18 protein-coding genes are annotated in these 16,148 nt (G+C 33.7%); 8 read left to right on the forward strand and 10 right to left on the reverse strand.

The window, feature by feature from the left end:
• Positions 1 to 259 precede the first annotated feature (259 nt).
• The 4 genes from aspA to ACIQXW_RS08005 form a co-directional block, all read right to left on the reverse strand.
• Positions 260 to 1,678, reverse strand: coding sequence for an aspartate ammonia-lyase (gene aspA, locus ACIQXW_RS07990; protein WP_402760927.1), 1,419 nt, complete (start codon positions 1,676 to 1,678; stop codon positions 260 to 262).
• Between the two features lie 151 nt (positions 1,679 to 1,829).
• On the reverse strand, positions 1,830 to 2,459 hold the full coding sequence (locus ACIQXW_RS07995; protein WP_340824368.1) for an NAD(P)-dependent oxidoreductase: 630 nt from the start codon (positions 2,457 to 2,459) through the stop codon (positions 1,830 to 1,832).
• Positions 2,460 to 2,534: 75 nt separating this feature from the next.
• On the reverse strand, positions 2,535 to 2,945 hold the full coding sequence (locus tag ACIQXW_RS08000; RefSeq protein WP_340824366.1) for an Rrf2 family transcriptional regulator: 411 nt from the start codon (positions 2,943 to 2,945) through the stop codon (positions 2,535 to 2,537).
• A gap of 138 nt (positions 2,946 to 3,083) precedes the next feature.
• Positions 3,084 to 3,290, reverse strand: a complete 207-nt coding sequence (locus tag ACIQXW_RS08005; protein ID WP_172771652.1) for a thymidylate synthase — start codon at positions 3,288 to 3,290, stop codon at positions 3,084 to 3,086.
• 206 nt (positions 3,291 to 3,496) lie between these two features.
• On the opposite strand from ACIQXW_RS08005, the gene ACIQXW_RS08010 reads away from it, so the two are divergent.
• Entirely contained in the window at positions 3,497 to 4,039 is a 543-nt protein-coding gene (locus tag ACIQXW_RS08010) for a hypothetical protein (protein WP_402760932.1), read from the forward strand.
• A gap of 121 nt (positions 4,040 to 4,160) precedes the next feature.
• Here ACIQXW_RS08010 and ACIQXW_RS08015 read toward each other — a convergent pair whose 3' ends face one another.
• The 3 genes from ACIQXW_RS08015 to ACIQXW_RS08025 form a co-directional block, all read right to left on the reverse strand.
• On the reverse strand, positions 4,161 to 4,361 hold the full coding sequence (locus ACIQXW_RS08015) for a hypothetical protein (RefSeq protein ID WP_402760935.1): 201 nt from the start codon (positions 4,359 to 4,361) through the stop codon (positions 4,161 to 4,163).
• 175 nt (positions 4,362 to 4,536) lie between these two features.
• Positions 4,537 to 5,514 (reverse strand): thymidylate synthase, encoded by a 978-nt coding sequence (locus tag ACIQXW_RS08020; protein ID WP_402760938.1) that lies wholly within the window; start codon positions 5,512 to 5,514, stop codon positions 4,537 to 4,539.
• Positions 5,515 to 5,659: 145 nt separating this feature from the next.
• The gene (locus ACIQXW_RS08025; protein ID WP_402760941.1) at positions 5,660 to 6,580 is read right to left on the reverse strand and encodes a hypothetical protein; all 921 of its coding nucleotides are present in this window, start codon (positions 6,578 to 6,580) and stop codon (positions 5,660 to 5,662) included.
• Positions 6,581 to 6,793: 213 nt separating this feature from the next.
• On the opposite strand from ACIQXW_RS08025, the gene ACIQXW_RS08030 reads away from it, so the two are divergent.
• The 3 genes from ACIQXW_RS08030 to ACIQXW_RS08040 all read left to right on the forward strand — a co-directional run bounded on the left by ACIQXW_RS08030 (position 6,794) and on the right by ACIQXW_RS08040 (position 10,188).
• A complete protein-coding gene (locus ACIQXW_RS08030; RefSeq protein WP_402760944.1) occupies positions 6,794 to 8,992 on the forward strand; it encodes an ATP-binding protein in 2,199 nt (732 codons plus the stop codon).
• The gene (locus ACIQXW_RS08035; protein ID WP_340824359.1) at positions 8,989 to 9,615 is read left to right on the forward strand and encodes a response regulator; all 627 of its coding nucleotides are present in this window, start codon (positions 8,989 to 8,991) and stop codon (positions 9,613 to 9,615) included. Before ACIQXW_RS08030 ends, ACIQXW_RS08035 begins: the two co-directional genes overlap by 4 nt.
• A 372-nt stretch (positions 9,616 to 9,987) precedes the next feature.
• On the forward strand, positions 9,988 to 10,188 hold the full coding sequence (locus ACIQXW_RS08040) for a cold-shock protein (RefSeq protein WP_010859201.1): 201 nt from the start codon (positions 9,988 to 9,990) through the stop codon (positions 10,186 to 10,188).
• Positions 10,189 to 10,265: 77 nt separating this feature from the next.
• On the opposite strand, the gene ccsB is transcribed toward ACIQXW_RS08040, so the two are convergent.
• A complete protein-coding gene (ccsB, locus tag ACIQXW_RS08045; protein WP_402762482.1) occupies positions 10,266 to 11,420 on the reverse strand; it encodes a c-type cytochrome biogenesis protein CcsB in 1,155 nt (384 codons plus the stop codon).
• A 572-nt stretch (positions 11,421 to 11,992) separates the two neighbouring features.
• On the opposite strand from ccsB, the gene ACIQXW_RS08050 reads away from it, so the two are divergent.
• Positions 11,993 to 12,730, forward strand: coding sequence for a class I SAM-dependent methyltransferase (locus ACIQXW_RS08050; RefSeq protein WP_402760948.1), 738 nt, complete (start codon positions 11,993 to 11,995; stop codon positions 12,728 to 12,730).
• Between the two features lie 139 nt (positions 12,731 to 12,869).
• On the opposite strand, the gene ACIQXW_RS08055 is transcribed toward ACIQXW_RS08050, so the two are convergent.
• Positions 12,870 to 13,307: a GNAT family N-acetyltransferase gene (locus tag ACIQXW_RS08055; protein ID WP_402760951.1), complete on the reverse strand. Its 438-nt coding sequence runs from the start codon at positions 13,305 to 13,307 to the stop codon at positions 12,870 to 12,872.
• Positions 13,308 to 13,335: 28 nt separating this feature from the next.
• Positions 13,336 to 13,803: a GNAT family N-acetyltransferase gene (locus tag ACIQXW_RS08060; protein ID WP_401016944.1), complete on the reverse strand. Its 468-nt coding sequence runs from the start codon at positions 13,801 to 13,803 to the stop codon at positions 13,336 to 13,338.
• Between the two features lie 272 nt (positions 13,804 to 14,075).
• Between ACIQXW_RS08060 and ACIQXW_RS08065 the strand changes: the two genes are divergently transcribed.
• The 3 genes from ACIQXW_RS08065 (at position 14,076) to ACIQXW_RS08075 (ending at position 16,036) form a co-directional block, all read left to right on the forward strand.
• Positions 14,076 to 14,630, forward strand: a complete 555-nt coding sequence (locus ACIQXW_RS08065) for a GNAT family N-acetyltransferase (protein WP_402760953.1) — start codon at positions 14,076 to 14,078, stop codon at positions 14,628 to 14,630.
• Between the two features lie 531 nt (positions 14,631 to 15,161).
• Positions 15,162 to 15,326, forward strand: coding sequence for an aspartyl-phosphate phosphatase Spo0E family protein (locus ACIQXW_RS08070; RefSeq protein ID WP_172771661.1), 165 nt, complete (start codon positions 15,162 to 15,164; stop codon positions 15,324 to 15,326).
• Positions 15,327 to 15,553: 227 nt separating this feature from the next.
• Positions 15,554 to 16,036: a hypothetical protein gene (locus ACIQXW_RS08075; protein WP_402760956.1), complete on the forward strand. Its 483-nt coding sequence runs from the start codon at positions 15,554 to 15,556 to the stop codon at positions 16,034 to 16,036.
• The last annotated feature ends 112 nt before the right edge of the window (positions 16,037 to 16,148 follow it).

Consider the following 16,148-nt stretch of genomic DNA (forward strand, 5'->3'; position numbering starts at 1 on the left):
TCCCCCAACTATAATATTACTATAATACCATTATTATAGTTGATTTATCCTAATATTCACAGAAAAACGCCTACTTTTTATTTAGTGGAAAAGAATAAAAAAGACAAGGGCATTTAATTTCTACATACGCGTTTGTAAAAGACACTCTTTTTAATGCCCTTCAAAAGAATTAAAAAAGACAAAAAGCATTAAGAGTTTACTCCTAATGCCTTTTGTCGACAATCAAAGTACTAAACAATTGCAAAGTACTTTTAAAAAATTATTTTAATTTCATCATACTAGAACCAGCGATACCTGGGTGTGTCATTTCATATGGATCTAAAATTAAATCTAATTGTTCTTTCGTTAAAACACCCGATTCAATACAAAGCTCACGAATTGAACGTCCTGAAAGAATCGCTTCACGCGCAAGACGTGCTGCTACTTCATAGCCAATGTGTGGGTTCACTGCAGTTAGGACACCAACACTTTTTTCTACATATTCTTTCATGCGCTCTTCATTTGCTTCAATATCTTTTAAGCAGTTTTCTGTAAATGCACGGAAAACATTATTCATAATGCTAATAGATTGAATTAAGTTAAAGACAAGCACAGGTTCCATAACGTTTAACTCTAATTGACCAGCTTCAGATGCTAAAGAAATCGTATGGTCATTACCAATTACTTGGAATGCTACTTGGTTAAGCACCTCTGGCATAACAGGGTTAACTTTACCAGGCATAATTGAAGACCCAGGTTGGCGTGCTGGTAAAATGATTTCACCTAAACCTGCACGTGGACCAGATGCCATTAAACGTAAGTCATTCGCAATTTTAGACATATTAATCATACTAATTTTAAGTGCACCGGACACTTCAGTATATGCATCTGTATTTTGCGTAGCATCTACTAAATGTGTAGCACCTTTTAATGGCAAGCCAGAAATGTCAGCAAGATGCTCATCTACAGATTTAATGTAATCTGGGAATGCATTTAACCCTGTACCAACAGCAGTTGCACCCATGTTTACATCATATAAGTTTGGACGTGTTTGTCGAATACGGACAATATCACGGTTAATTACACGGCAATATGCTTCAAACTCTTGTCCTAAGCGAATCGGTACAGCATCTTGTAAATGCGTACGTCCCATTTTAATGACATGGGCAAATTGTTCTGCTTTTTGATGGAATACAGCTTGCATATTTTCCATTGTAACAAGAAGTTCATCTATTAAATTTAAAACAGCGATATGAATAGCTGTTGGGAAGGCATCATTTGTTGATTGTGACATATTAACATGACTATTTGGGCTAATCGTTTGGTATTCACCTTTTGCTTTACCCAAAATTTCAAGTGCACGGTTCGCAATAACTTCGTTAGCATTCATATTAATAGAAGTGCCTGCACCACCTTGGATTGGGTCTACAAGAAACTCTGCATCCCATTTACCATCGATGACTTCTTGTGCAGCCTCGACAATTGCCTCTCCAATCTCTTTTGATAATAGGTGTACTTCCATATTACCTAGTGCAGCAGCTTTCTTAACTATTCCCATTGCTTTTATAAGGGCTGGATGAATTGTGTAACCTGTAATCGGGAAGTTTTCTGTTGCGCGAAGCGTTTGAATCCCATAATAAGCTTCTGCTGGTAATACTCGTTCACCTAAAAAATCTTTTTCTATACGTTGTGTGGACATTATTGTCGTCTCCTTTGAAGTAATACTCACACTGATAGTAGCTAATAAATGCCGTCTTGTAAACAGTCAGTTCAACATAATTCGAAAGTTTTTTTCAATTTTGACGATAATCAACAAAAACCGAGCGCAATTCGCACGCTCGGTAGCATTATTATTTCGTTGAAGAAACAGTAAAACGTTTATTAATATTTTGTGGATTTTCAATTTCATCTAAAACGGCAATGGCAAAATCACTGTAGCTGACGTAACTTTCACCCGACGCATTTACGAGTAGATGATCATTTCCTGTAGTATAGTGCCCTGTTCGTGGACCTTCTGGATCAAACATTGCAGAAGGACTTAAAAATGTCCACGTAATACTTGATGCTTGTAAATCCGTTAAGTTTTCACCTTGATTTTTTGCAGTAGCAAAGAACATTTCCGGAAAATCTGGTGTATCCATAACACGAACTGTTTTCTCTGGATCAACAAATAAACTTCCTGCGCCACCGACAACAAATAATTTTGTTGCAATGCCTTTGAAAATAGCAATCAAATGACGTCCTACTCTCACATGTAACTCCTCTTGTCCGAAAGGCGCTCCAAATGCATTAACAACAACATCAAAATCCTTCATGTCCTCTTGTGTTAATTCCAATACATCCTTCTCAATCACTTTAATGTCTTCTGTTACTTTAGAAGCTGAACGAACGATGGCAGTAACTTCATGGCCACGTTGCAATGCTTCCTCAACTATTTTTTGTCCCGCTTTCCCTGTTGCTCCAATAACGCCTATTTTCATTTTAAAATCCTCCTCAATATAATTGTAACCATTTTAGTTACAGGTTAATCACAGTAAGACCGACCTCGTTTTACATTAACGAAGTTGATCTAGCACATCTTGTAAAGTTTGTGCTTGTAACTGTTTTTCCATTGCATGCCAAACATCTATATAAACGGCTTCTAACGTGTGCTGAATTTTTCGACCAACCGCACATGCTGGATTTGGCTCATCATGAATTGCAAAAAGTTGCTCAGGCCCTTCAATCGCACGATATATGGTCAATAAAGACAAATCCTTTGGTTCAATAACGAGCCCATAACCCGCAATTCCTGACTGCGATGTTAACAAACCAGCTCTTTTTAATACGCCAATCATACGTCGCACGACTACTGGATTTGTATTCACACTACCAGCAATATAATCCGATGTTAGCTGACTTTTATCAGATGTTGTTGCAATGAGCGAAAGTATATGGATTGCGACCGAAAATCGACTGTTCACCATATGAATCACCACCTGTTGTAACTATTATAGTTACAGGTCGAGATAATCACAAGTTTTTTGCTCTTACCTTAGCCTGTTCAAATTTAATGTACACAATACATGTTAAGAAATGCATTATGTGAACACACAACTTTAATCTTATATTTTGGACACATAAATAACGAGCTCTTGTTGGATTTGCCCATTTTCTTCATAAAAATCTAAGTTATGAAACTCATATTTAAAATGGCCAACAGGAAACGTTACGCTCTCCCCTTGTGCAGCTGCAAGTATGCCAGCGACATCATGTGACACTATATGTAAAAGTTCCATCCCTGAAATCGTTTCAATAAAAAACACATTCATATAAAAACACCTCCTTTGCCATTATAGCTTAGAAGGTGCTTATTTTTATAGCATTTATTTATTACTATTTAGTTGAATCCCTATACTAAAAAAGTGAAATTTTTAATTAAATCATAATGGTTTCCTCCTTGTTTTTTTTCTTAATTTAATGATAAATTTAAAAAAATCAGTAAAAGTATTTTCTATAAAAAAGGAGGATATTTAGTATGAAAATCAAAATATTACCATTAATAATATGCTTATTTTCACCATTCCTATTATTAGGAGTGTTCATTTACGGAAATGCTTATTATAAAGACTATCATCTAAAATCATCCGAAACGACAGTGAAAGATTTTATAGAGGAATTTATCGACAGTAGCATACAAATAATGCATTTTGAACGAATAGAAGAAACAAATATGTGGTTAGTACAATTGAAAATTAACGATAGTAAATATGGTCATGCACGTTTTAATAAAGGTTGGAATGGTAAACTTAAATTTATTTATTTAGCCACAGATCCCTCAGAAACCTATCGACAATATAAAACAAATAAAGGCAATTATGGCACACTATATGTACACGAATTAGACAGCAATGTTGCCAAAATCAAATTAACAACAAACTGGAAGTATTTCGAAAAAGAAATTGAAGTTGATACATCCGCACCATTTATGAAAACATTTAAACTACCTCCTAATGCAGAAAATACGTTTCCTGCAATTTTTACTTTTTATGATAAAAACGGAGAAGTCATTTCTTATTAATTTGATACACTTTCTTTCTATTACTAAATAGTTTTAGAAAAACAAGTTTTTTCATACTTGTCTACTTGAAATTTTATGTATATAACCTAGCGCATATAGAAGACGCTTACATTTTAACTGTTTATTTATAACCATGAAGCCGAATTTCCTCAACAATTTGCATCATTTTCACTATTTGTTCTTGCGATAATGTAGTTGATATATGTGGACTATCGTGTTGAACCTGTTGCTTTCTAAGCAACGAAGCTTCTCCTTGTATATTTTCCCTCAACCGAAGAAATTTCGCATTTCTTGGTGTTTGAAGCAACAATCTTTCTTTCAACACAGCCACCCCTAAACATTTTATTAGAAAATATTCCTATTAATACCATTAACACTATAATAGACGTGCCATTACTTAACCATCCGACTTCTTTCCTATTTCTTAAAAACAGATTGCTTATTTTAGTATTTCTAATCAAAAGAGCAGCAACCATTTTGGTTGCTGCTCTCTTCTTTTATACTGCAATTGGTGCTTTAATTGCTGGATGTGGATTGTAGCCCTCGATGGAAAGATCCTCAAGTTCTATTTCGAAAATTGACGTTTTATCTGAGTTTATTTTCAAGGTTGGTAGTTCCCGTGGCTCACGAGAGAGCTGTTCTTTCACTTGCTCTATGTGATTTGCATAAATATGCGCATCGCCAATACTGTGAATAAATTCGCCAACTTCAAGTCCACATTCATGGGCAATTAAATGTGTTAGTAATGCATAGGATGCAATATTGAATGGACACCCGAGCAACGTATCAAGGCTTCTTTGCATTAATTGACAGCTTAACTTACCTTCTGCTACATAAAATTGGAACATTACATGACAAGGTGGCAAAGCAGCTTTACTCCCCTTTGCACCTGCATTAATGACATCTTCTGGGTTCCAAGCATTCACAATAATGCGACGTGAATCTGGATTATGTTTAATTTGGTGGATAACGTCTTGTAATTGATCAAGACTTTCCCCATTCGATGTTGTCCAATTACGCCATTGCTTGCCATACACATTGCCAAGATCACCGTATTTCTTCGCAAAATCATCATCATTAACAATGCGGTCACAAAACGATGTCAGCTCAGCTTGATATAACGCATTAAACGCTTCGTCCGTTAGACAACGACGACCGAAATCCGTCATATCAGGGCCACCATATTCATCGGATTCTACCCATTTTTTAAAAGCCCATTCGTCCCATATATGATTATTATTTTGTAATAAGTAGCGAATATTAGTATCGCCTTTAATAAACCAAAGAAGCTCGCTTGCTACAAGTTTAAATGGTACTCGCTTTGTCGTTAAAAGTGGAAAACCCTTACTTAAATCAAAGCGCATTTGATAGCCAAAGACGCTATATGTACCTGTTCCGGTACGGTCGTCCCTTTTCACACCATTTTCTAATATATGTTGTAGTAAATTTAAATACGCAGTTTCTGGATGCGTCAATTTGTCACCAGCTCCTTCAAATATGCTGTTGAACATTATACCATCTAATGTTGGTAAGTGGACGCCCAAATACAAAAACAAACTACAATTCAACATCTACATTAGAATCTGCAGTAATTTCGTTTTGTCCTTTTTTAAAGGTCCATTACATGTTTGAACCCAACGTTTTATCGTGTAATTCTTTAGAAATTTCATTTTCTGTTGCAACGAAAAAAATCGGTAACAGTATAATTGATACAAGAATAGGCCCAACAATAAATAATAAATCAATGCCAGGGCTAAAAAAGAGTCCAAATGCTGTTAGTAATCCAGACATCACTAAAAAAGCAATTTGTGCAATGACAATTAATAACGGAATGAGTTGATATAAATAGTTTAGCTTTCTAAATTGATGCATATTTTCTGGATGCCGAATAATTCGCTTTTTTAAACGTTTAGATAAAATCAAGCATGTAAAAATTTGAACGATAATAAAGCTAAAATACATAATACTACGTAAGATCATTTGTTGTTTTGCAATTGACCCATCGAAATGCGCAACTCGCTGCTGTAACAGTTCGTTAACTGCACCATTATAGATGTATTCTCGCTCACTTAAAAATGTTAGTGGCTGGTCAAATCCAAATGTTGACCATTCTTTAGCATTTACTTGCCAATTTGCTAATTTACTTGCCATAATACGCAATTGTATAGCCTCATCTTCACTAAACATCCCTACTAATGTGCGATAGGGGATTGATAATTTCAATTGACCATCTTGTTTCTCTTGAAATAAATCCCCGATAAAAAATGTATAGAATACATCAGATTGATTTGTTTCAAAATGAGCACTTTCCACTTTCCAATGACTAGCTAAGGAGGCTTCAATATCATTTTTCATCTCATTATATTGCATATTGTTATGTAACTGTTTAGGAATCTTATAAACAAAATGATTGTCACTTCCTATGATGCAGATATCCACTTCAACAGGATTTTTAACAATAGTTTTAGCGATTGCTGTCATCGGATACATAGAGATGGCGACTAGGAAAAATAGGATTAGTGTTAGCACACTTCTTTTCATGCAGGCTCCCCTTTCCTTCTCATAAGCTAGATTCACATTATCACAGCTTTTACCGAAAAGACTATTTCGTTATTCCGAAAAAATGATAGTGGTTTTCCGAAACACCTTGTTTCGGTATTCCAAAAAAACCTAAAATTATGGATAATATAGTAGATACTTATTGATGAAACGAGGCATTTTCATAATGATTATGAAAAATAAAGAGGATATATTATGCACAAATTGACTTCTAGTATTTTTATCACCTACTTACTTATTGGCATTTATGTACTTGTTATTGCAATTCGTGCCCCTTTTATTAACATTTTAGTCGATACGTCTAGTGAGCTCCCTGTCGTCATTGATCCTTATTATATAGGTTGGGCACAACAACAGAATATTGAACAAGGAGACACCATTCTGACCATCGATCAACATTCTACGAAAGGTTATGTATCGTCCCAACGAGATTCTTACGTCGCCAGTGCAAATGAGTTGTCGATATTAAAAGCAGACAGTACAGTACATACAATTGAAGTAAAACACCGTGATCTTCCTGAAGAGTTTTATACACATATTGTTTTTCCGATGTTTTATTTCATCCTTTGTTTTTGTGTTGCTTTCTACTTATGGAAACATAATAAAGATAATTTCATAACAAAATTACTAATACTTTTTCTTTTAACATGTTCGTTAGCTTACACAAGCACAGGTGCTTCAAGTCGAGGGAATGTAGTAGGCATGATTGTCAATGGAATTTGTATCGTCTTATGCTTAGTATTAATTATTCACTTTTTACAACAGTATTTCCATTATTTACACATAAAATGGTCATACTTAGATACTAGGTGGCTCTATTTTATTCCTTTAGTCATCATTCCATCTTGTTATGTCATTGAATTATTTGTGCCACAATTTAAGGATATCACGCCTAATGTTACGCTTGGTTTATTTGCATTACTCATTTTATACGCTATTTTTATATTACTCACTAGCTATTTACGAACACGGTTAGCGAAAATACGATTAATTGCCATTTCATGTATTATACCTTTTTTACCTTTTTTACTATTATTTGTTGTACCTGAAATTTTAGTTAACAAAGCAATCATTCAGCCTGAAATAAGTGTTTTATTTATTTTATTTATTCCTTTTTCCTTTATTTTCATTCAGTTAAATGAACGATTGTTTGATATTGAGTACCAGTTATCTCGTTTTCGCTATTATTCATCACTTGCCTTTTTTATCTCACTCATTATAACGACGTTTTTAGCAATATTGTTATTTGAACAACTTACAATTGCAATGCTAATTGTTGTTTTTATCGTTCTTTTCTTAGGCTTTATTACAAGCTTCTATGTAAAAGAGCAACTTGATTTTAAACATCGAAAAATTATATTTTCGTCATCTGGTGATTATGTACATAATTTATATGCGGCTGTTAATCGCATTGGAAATGCAAAAAATCAACAGGAATTACTTAATAAACTTAAAAATGAAATTACCGAAAAACTTGGTACTACAGCATTTACCCTTGAAACAATAACCGAGGATGTTCAATTTCCCCAAGGCGGCATCCAAATTGAGAACCAAATGACACAACTACTTATCCATGATACAGTGGATGAAAAGATTCTTATTCGGATAAGACACATATTACAAAAAGAAGAGTTACTTTGGTTGGAGTTACTTGCTTTATATGTCTCTATGTTTATTGACAATTTAAAGCATATTGAAGATTTAGTACGCGATATTCAGCACATGAAAGACACGAATAACACCCAACTTCCCTGGCTCGATAAATTATTATGGAATATTATTGAGAAAGAAAAAAGTATACTTGCACAGGAGTTACATGACACTATTTTACAGGAGCAGCTCCATTTGGCGAGGGAATTAGATGTTATTGCAAGCTCCCCTATTATTGAAGAAAAAAAAGTGTTAGACATTCGGGAGCAGCTTATTAATGCCACTAAAGATTTAAGGGAGTATTGTGAAAATCTAAGTCCCCCATTACTCGATACTTTTGGTTTAGAAATGGCTTTAAAAAAACTTGTACAAAAAGTAAAAATTCGAGCTAACTTTCTATTGAATACTCAAATTGACCGAGTTCAGTTTCAAGATGTAACTTTACATTTAGTCGTCTATCGCCTAGTTCAAGAACTGCTCAATAATGCAATTAAACACGCTGATGCATCGAAGGTTTCACTAAAACTACTTGCGATTAACAATGGTTTTGTTCTCCAATACGACGATAATGGTATCGGCTGTAATATTGAAGATTTAATGCAATCATCCGCTTCTATGGGCATTAATGGAATTCGAGAACGTGTTCGAGCGTTTAACGGAGAAATGACCATTACCTCCAAACCAAATGATGGCATGCATGTTTTTATTCAAATTCAAGAGGAATGTGAGGAACCATACAAATGATTGATATATTGATTGTAGATGATCATCCTGTCGTTTTAGACGGAACGAAAACATTATTACAAGACTTAGAAAATGTCCATATTGAAACAGAGCAAGAAAGTGCTAATGTCGCTTCCAGAATGGAGACTCAAACTTTCCAGCTCTTTTTAATTGATATTAATATGAAACCGATAAATGGCATTCAACTTGCTGAAATGATTAAGAAAATACAACCTGAAGCATTGATAATACTTTATACAGGCTATGAGTTGTCCGATTATTACGAGCTACTCGTTGAAAAAAAAGTGGATGGACTTTTATCAAAGCTTGCTACGAAAGAACAAGTTATTCAAACAATCCAAGCTACTTTGCGCGGGGAAATTTTGTTATCGGCTGATTTTTTGGACTTTGTTAAACAGCACTCGAATCGTTCCAATGCAAAACAAGAAGTATTACTAAGTCATAAGGAACAAGAAATTTTGCAGCTCGTAGCACAAGGTTGTACAAATAAAGCCATCGCCTCTGCAATTGGGGTTACCCAACGTACAGTGGAAAATTATTTATCTAAACTCTTTGTAAGATTGCAAGTGGAATCACGTGCTGAGGCAGTAATTGTTGCAAAAGAAAAAGCATGGATTGACTAAAGTCATAAGCGCTACTTAAAAATTTTGTATAAGTTTACATAGTTTCATCAAATGTGATAATGGTATAAAATCAATTCAATTTATCGCTTTTTATTAACAAAATAGGTTGTTTATACCTCTTTTCTTTCAGTAAATGGGTCAATCATTATACTTAGAAACAATATTATGTAATTTTTTCTTACTAAAAAACGGCATTTGCTGGATAAATGTATGAATCTGTTATATAATGAAAGTAATAATTAAATTACTTCATCGTAAACAATGAAACCACGTATTCAATAGTAACGTGTTCTTGCGATCTTATGATTATGTGTTTATTTAATACAGAATGAAGGAATATGATTGTTGAATTTATTTTTGGAGGTTTTTTAAATGACTCAAGGTACAGTAAAATGGTTTAACGCAGAAAAAGGTTTTGGCTTCATCGAAGTAGAAGGTGGAAACGATGTATTCGTACACTTCTCTGCAATCCAATCTGAAGGTTTCAAAACACTTGAAGAAGGACAAAAAGTAGAATTCGGCGTTGAAGAAGGTAACCGTGGCCCTCAAGCTACAAACGTTGTAAAACTTTAATTCTTTTTCAAGAATTAACAGTTCAAACTCCAAGAGACATCCTTTATGGATGTCTCTTTTCATTTATCATTATTTCTCTACGCGTAAGAATGGAGACCCGCAATCACCAAGTTAACGAATACTTGATTAAAAACGATAATGCCAAAGCCAGTTATAGATAACCATGCAGTCTTCTCCCCTTCCCATCCCTTGGAAAGACGCAGATGTAAGAAAGCAGCATAAAATAAAAATGTAATAAGTGCCCAAACTTCTTTCGGATCCCAACCCCAATATCTTCCCCAGGCAATTTGTGCCCAAATCATTGCAAACAATAAACCACCTAAAGCAAACAATGGGTAGCCTATCACAACGGCTCTATAAGAAATTTCGTCCATTAATGCAGGCTGGACACGTTTTGTCAGCGGCTTTAATAACACAATAATCGACTTTCTAAAGAGAATACGTATGATACCATATAAAATGGTTCCCACAATAAATGCCCAAACGATCGAATTTAACTTTTTTGCGTCTATAGTTTGAGGTACTTTCAATACTCCTGCAGAATCTCCATTTTCCTTTAACGCTCCGGCATTGACTATAAGTGGTGTCATCGTATAGACAACCTGTTCTTCCTTGCCTTGTGTATTTTCAAATTGAAGATGTACGTCATCCTTCATTATAGTAAAAGCAGTCGATACGCCGCTAAAGCCAATGACAACAAGCAAACAGTACATGACAAATTCTAACATAATCGTACTAAGTGATCGTTTTTGAACATCCAACGTTTTTAGTAAATAAATTATCCCCGTTGCAAATGAGATAGATAAAATAGCACTGGAAAAAGCAACTGTCATAACATGAATTGTTAACCAATTACTTTGTAATGAAGGTACAAGTGGTGTAACTTCATTTGTAAAAACGCTTCCATAGCCGAGAATCATTAATACTACAGGTATGACAAACAACCCTACAACAATTTGCTTATACAAATAATGAATAATGAGGAAGCTTGCCGTTAGCATAATGCCAAAAAACGTCATAAACTCGTACATATTACTAACAGGTGCGTGTTTTACTGCAAACCATCTTAAAATAAAATAGCATAATTGTAAGACAAAGGCGGAATATGTAAGTATAAGGCCAAGTCTCTTAAACATATGTCCTGATGATTTTACTGCAAGTCCAAACGGTAAAATGGCAATTAACAGTAAAATAAAAGCTGCAAATAACGAATACCCACTCATACTTAATATCTTTTCAGTTCCCAACATAACGACCTCCAACATCCTTTTTTGGTAGAAGCTGTGAATGCCTCTCCATAAAAAGAACGTAACCCGTTACATTAAGTGCCTTCTTCCCTCTGTAAATTTTTACTATTAACGGTATATGTTACAAAGATGTGACGATACAAGAAGAAGCAAAGGAATACAAACAGGATAACGAATATACAATAGGTAGACTAGCACCTATTTTTTGAATAAGAATTACTGAGAGGAGCGGGATAATCATTGTGAAGCCTATCAAACTTCGCCCATTTGAAAGCGTCAGTAAAATTAGATGAACAATAGTTGTAAGGAGGTATATGCATAACGTAGTTTTCAACACTAAATATTTTGCCAAAACAACATCCCCTTATTATGGGATTAAAAAAAAAAAAACCAACTTTTCACTTAAGCAAAAAGTTGGGTTTTATGAAAGCGGACATGCCTCTATCTACATATTACCAAAAATTATATTATAAGTCTATTTCTTTCTTTAGCTGTATGAGAAAATAATCATGCGCAAATAAAACATAACGTTATGTAAAATAATTCGGAGGTTTTACATGCAACAGAATATTTATGATAATCCAAATTTTTTTAGCCAATACCGACAATTACGAACATCACCATTCAATTATAATCAATTACTTGAGCAGCCAGCATTTAAAGCATTACTGCCCGATCTATATGATTTACAGTTACTTGATATCGGCTGTGGTATGGGGGAATTTGCAACGTATTGTATTGAGAACAAAGCGAGGCATGTAACAGCGATAGATGTGTCGAAAAATATGCTTGCTGTTGCTAAAACATTGCATGCGCGCCCAAACATTTCTTATTGTTTACAATCATTTGAGGAATTTAATGCACCTGCAAATAGTTTTGATTGTATTACAAGCTCTCTCGCTCTACATTATATAGAAGATTTTAATGCAGTAATTGCTAAAGTATCGTCATTGCTTCGTAATGATGGTGTAGTCATTTTTTCAATAGAACACCCGATTGTCACAGCACGCAAAGATACGGATAATTGGATTTGCGATGAGGATGGTGATTTATGTCATTATGCAATTGATGATTATCAAGCGGAAGGCTTAAGGGAGCAAACCTGGTTAGTTGAAGGTGTTATAAAGTATCATCGAACGCTATCAACTATACTCAATACACTAATTACGCATGGACTCACTATCGAGAAAATTGAAGAACCTATCCCTTCTAACGAAGCAATACAAGCTCTTCCAAAATTAAAAAAAGAATTAAGGAAACCTTCCTTTTTATTAGTAAAAGCAAAGAAGCATTAAAACGTGACAGGCACTCAAACAATTCTGAAATCTCCAAGTAAAAATCCACGTAGACTTCTGTGGCTTACACTGTGCCGCGGAAAGCAATGTGGATTTTTACTTATAATGTGTATATGGTAAGTGACAGGCACTTAAACAATTACTTCCCAATTTCAATCACTTTTGATTTAAAATAAATGATTTCGGGATCACCATCATCCAAGTTTTCAATAAAGCCACTTCTATTAAATCCAGCCTCTTCAAATACTTTTTGCATTTGCAAATTTGATTGATTTGTAGAGGAGAAAATTTTGGGTGTTGGTGCCATACTGACAAAACTAGCTAGTAGTGATGAAGCCACCCCTTTTCTTCGTTCAGAAGGTTTTACAATGACCAATGAAATAAAACTACATTCAAAAAAATTAGTCGTAAAAATTAAAAATCCTGCAATACCGCTGTGCGTTCTTTGAATAAGGCATCGCTTTTCTTCAATTGCTTTTATTATCATATCCTTTCTTGAATATTCCCCTATGACTTCTTTATCCATTGTACATAGGTCATCAATATGCTCTATACTTGCCTCTATTACTGGCATCATTTCATTCACCCTTATTTCATTTGATAGATTATAAATAATAACTCATTACTTTCAACTCATCGTTAATCCCTGCTGCATTGACGCCTTCATCTACAAAGCCACATTTTTTATAAAGAGCCTGTGCTGCGATATTAGGAAAATTCACACCTAAAACTAGTTCATTTATAGTAGGAAAATGTTGTTGCACAAACGAGGGCAATAATTGTAATGCTTCAGTTGCATACCCCTTACCTTGTTCATTGACATCCGTTGAAAATGCACGAATTAATAAAGCTTGATTATTTCCAGTGTAAGGTTTTACTCCTTCCTTTTCATGAAGAACAAAAAAAGTAACGAGCTTCCCTTCTTTTATCGCTAACACCGCATGTCGACTTTTATCAGTTTTAACTAATTCAATACTTGCCTGAGGGGACATCGTATAGCGAAGCTGCTCTTTAGTTAACGTATATTGCTCAATTAATGAACGATCGGATGTATCATAAAATTTTAGTCGCATATTATCCCTTCTTCCATTTACTCACAAATAATTTTAACATATTTTAGAAATTAATAGCAGATTATCAAAGTTTAAAATTTACTAACTAATCACACACTATCGTGTTATTTTTCATTTATTTACTTTAAATTCCAAACTATGCTATTATTATACTATTCAATTTAAAGGAGATGCGACTATGATTGCGCTAAAAGCAGTAGAAATGTTTGGAACAAACTAATTTCAAAGGGATGTTAACTTACACTGCAACCCTTGAACAAGGGAGAATTTACATGGAACAATATTTTAAAGATTTTCTTAATGGACAATCGATTATTTTGAAGCAAATGACATCTTCTGATTTAGAAGAGTTTATAAAGGTAGAGAGTGAACAACATACTTTATTACTTGCTAATGATGAAATTCCATTCCCACATACAGTAGAAGACCATTCTTCTTTCTTTCAAAGTATTAGTGGAAAAAAGGAGGAATTCTTCTTTGGTATTTTTGAAAAGACGACGCAACAGCTTATTGGTTCATGTGGTGTATATTCTATTAACTGGATTAATAGCACATGTTCAGTAGGCATATCTTTGAGTGAAAAATGGCAAGGTAAAGGATTAGGAACTGATGCTATGCAGACGCTCATCACGTTCATCTTCGACTACATTGCAATAAACAAAATTAAACTACAAGTGTTCAGCTTTAATGTAGGCGCGATACGTTCCTATGAAAAATGTGGATTTACAAAAGAAGGCACCCTTCGTAATGAAATTTTCCGCTTCGGTAAATTTCACGATATTATCTTATTCGGCCTATTACGTGAAGAGTGGCCCCCACTTAGTTAAAAAAGCGCACACATTCAACATAATGAATGTGTGCGTTACTCATTTATAATGTACCGTATATTGACTTCACTTTTTAATCATTTAGAAAAAAAAGTCTATATATGTCAAGCAATTTTAAGAAAAAGAATTATTCCTAATAATTAAACAGCAAATAATAGGATTTGATAAATTGCGACAAGAAATGAAATATTGTAACGTTTCTCATTAACGATTCTAGTTAGATAGATTATTCTCTATAGTAAAAAAGACACAAACGTAAAAAGTTTTATTCTAACCATTTTTTAAAGAAAAAACACTGTCAATCCGCTATTACATAACTTATTAATCAAATAAAAGGGTAAAAAATTTTCACTAGAATTCACATTATTTTTATAGTTACTTAGACTAATTTGTGACTAAATTACGAATTTCAATTTCGATACACAATGTGACATTTTTTTTGTTTTAAGTGATATACAATGAAAAAGCTGAATCAAAGTCATTGGAATTTAAAATCAAGAATATGCGGAAAAAAATTAGGAGGAGAATAAGTTGGTACATTTATTGCTTAAACAATTCTTGAAGTTTGAAATTGAGATTAAAAGGAGAATTATGTATAAAAAGGCAAAAGATTTAGGATTTACACACCCCGCCGTAGTAGATTATAGCCAAGAACTTGATGTTTTACTAAATAAATATTTAAAACAAGCATCCTAATATAAAGGAGGAGTATTTATAAATAAATTTTATAATATAATCCCATTTTCGATAAAACCAGTCAGAAATAATGTTTTGTTTACTTGGCTGGTTTTTCGCTCAGTCTAATTACTTGTTAAAATGTCCTTTCGATATTCCTTAGTTTTCAATATGTTACTGTAGTAAAACGTATACATAACAAAAAATTGGGAAATCTACCTATAACACTAATTATAGGAGGCCAAATTATGCAAGTACTGTTTTTAACCTTGGTCGTTATTTCTAATTTATTTTCACACACAGAGACTTTACCAAAAGAGTCGACAACTACTATATGTGAACCTATCACAACATCTGACACTACGCTTCAATACCCTAGTAATCACTTTCAATCATTTCTTGTTGAAGACGAATTTTATAAGCAATTAGATAAATCCATCTATGAAGAGTATAAAGATTCATCGTTTAACGTTCGCCAAAAAATTCTATTTAAAGAAGTGCCTGACACTCATAAAATGTTTACTATGCAAACAAATGACAACAGTAGAAAATTAGATCTCTCAGATCACATTATGATTCATCCAAACAGACAAGTATATTTTTTAGCCTCATATCGCCAAAACGAACAAGAAGAATTTCATAAATATATAGTGGTGGATGCAGAAACGAATAATATACTATTAGGTAGTAGTACGTATTCAGCAATACTAAAAGCTGATAAACCGCTTTGATACTATAAAGTACATTTACTATATACTATGCTTGAATAACCATTACTAGAAGCATAATCTTTGCAATTTATAATAAATAATTTACTTTTATTTGTAATGAGAAAAAGCCTGA

The organism is Lysinibacillus sp. NPDC097162, assembly GCF_044762185.1.
Classification (GTDB): Bacteria; Bacillota; Bacilli; order Bacillales_A; family Planococcaceae; genus Lysinibacillus.

Bases quoted from the DNA above. Each gene is read 5' to 3' on its own strand.
- ACIQXW_RS08055 (WP_402760951.1), bottom strand. From the start codon at position 13,307: ATGATGCCAGTAATAGAGGCAAGTATAGAGCATATTGATGACCTATGT.
- ACIQXW_RS08030 (WP_402760944.1), top strand. From the start codon at position 6,794: ATGCACAAATTGACTTCTAGTATTTTTATCACCTACTTACTTATTGGC.
- ACIQXW_RS08025 (WP_402760941.1), bottom strand. From the start codon at position 6,580: ATGAAAAGAAGTGTGCTAACACTAATCCTATTTTTCCTAGTCGCCATC.
- ACIQXW_RS08040 (WP_010859201.1), top strand. From the start codon at position 9,988: ATGACTCAAGGTACAGTAAAATGGTTTAACGCAGAAAAAGGTTTTGGC.
- ACIQXW_RS08035 (WP_340824359.1), top strand. From the start codon at position 8,989: ATGATTGATATATTGATTGTAGATGATCATCCTGTCGTTTTAGACGGA.
- ACIQXW_RS08050 (WP_402760948.1), top strand. From the start codon at position 11,993: ATGCAACAGAATATTTATGATAATCCAAATTTTTTTAGCCAATACCGA.
- ACIQXW_RS07995 (WP_340824368.1), bottom strand. From the start codon at position 2,459: ATGAAAATAGGCGTTATTGGAGCAACAGGGAAAGCGGGACAAAAAATA.
- ACIQXW_RS08005 (WP_172771652.1), bottom strand. From the start codon at position 3,290: ATGAATGTGTTTTTTATTGAAACGATTTCAGGGATGGAACTTTTACAT.
- ACIQXW_RS08060 (WP_401016944.1), bottom strand. From the start codon at position 13,803: ATGCGACTAAAATTTTATGATACATCCGATCGTTCATTAATTGAGCAA.
- ACIQXW_RS08065 (WP_402760953.1), top strand. From the start codon at position 14,076: ATGGAACAATATTTTAAAGATTTTCTTAATGGACAATCGATTATTTTG.
- ACIQXW_RS08075 (WP_402760956.1), top strand. From the start codon at position 15,554: ATGCAAGTACTGTTTTTAACCTTGGTCGTTATTTCTAATTTATTTTCA.
- ACIQXW_RS08000 (WP_340824366.1), bottom strand. From the start codon at position 2,945: ATGGTGAACAGTCGATTTTCGGTCGCAATCCATATACTTTCGCTCATT.
- ACIQXW_RS08010 (WP_402760932.1), top strand. From the start codon at position 3,497: ATGAAAATCAAAATATTACCATTAATAATATGCTTATTTTCACCATTC.
- aspA (WP_402760927.1), bottom strand. From the start codon at position 1,678: ATGTCCACACAACGTATAGAAAAAGATTTTTTAGGTGAACGAGTATTA.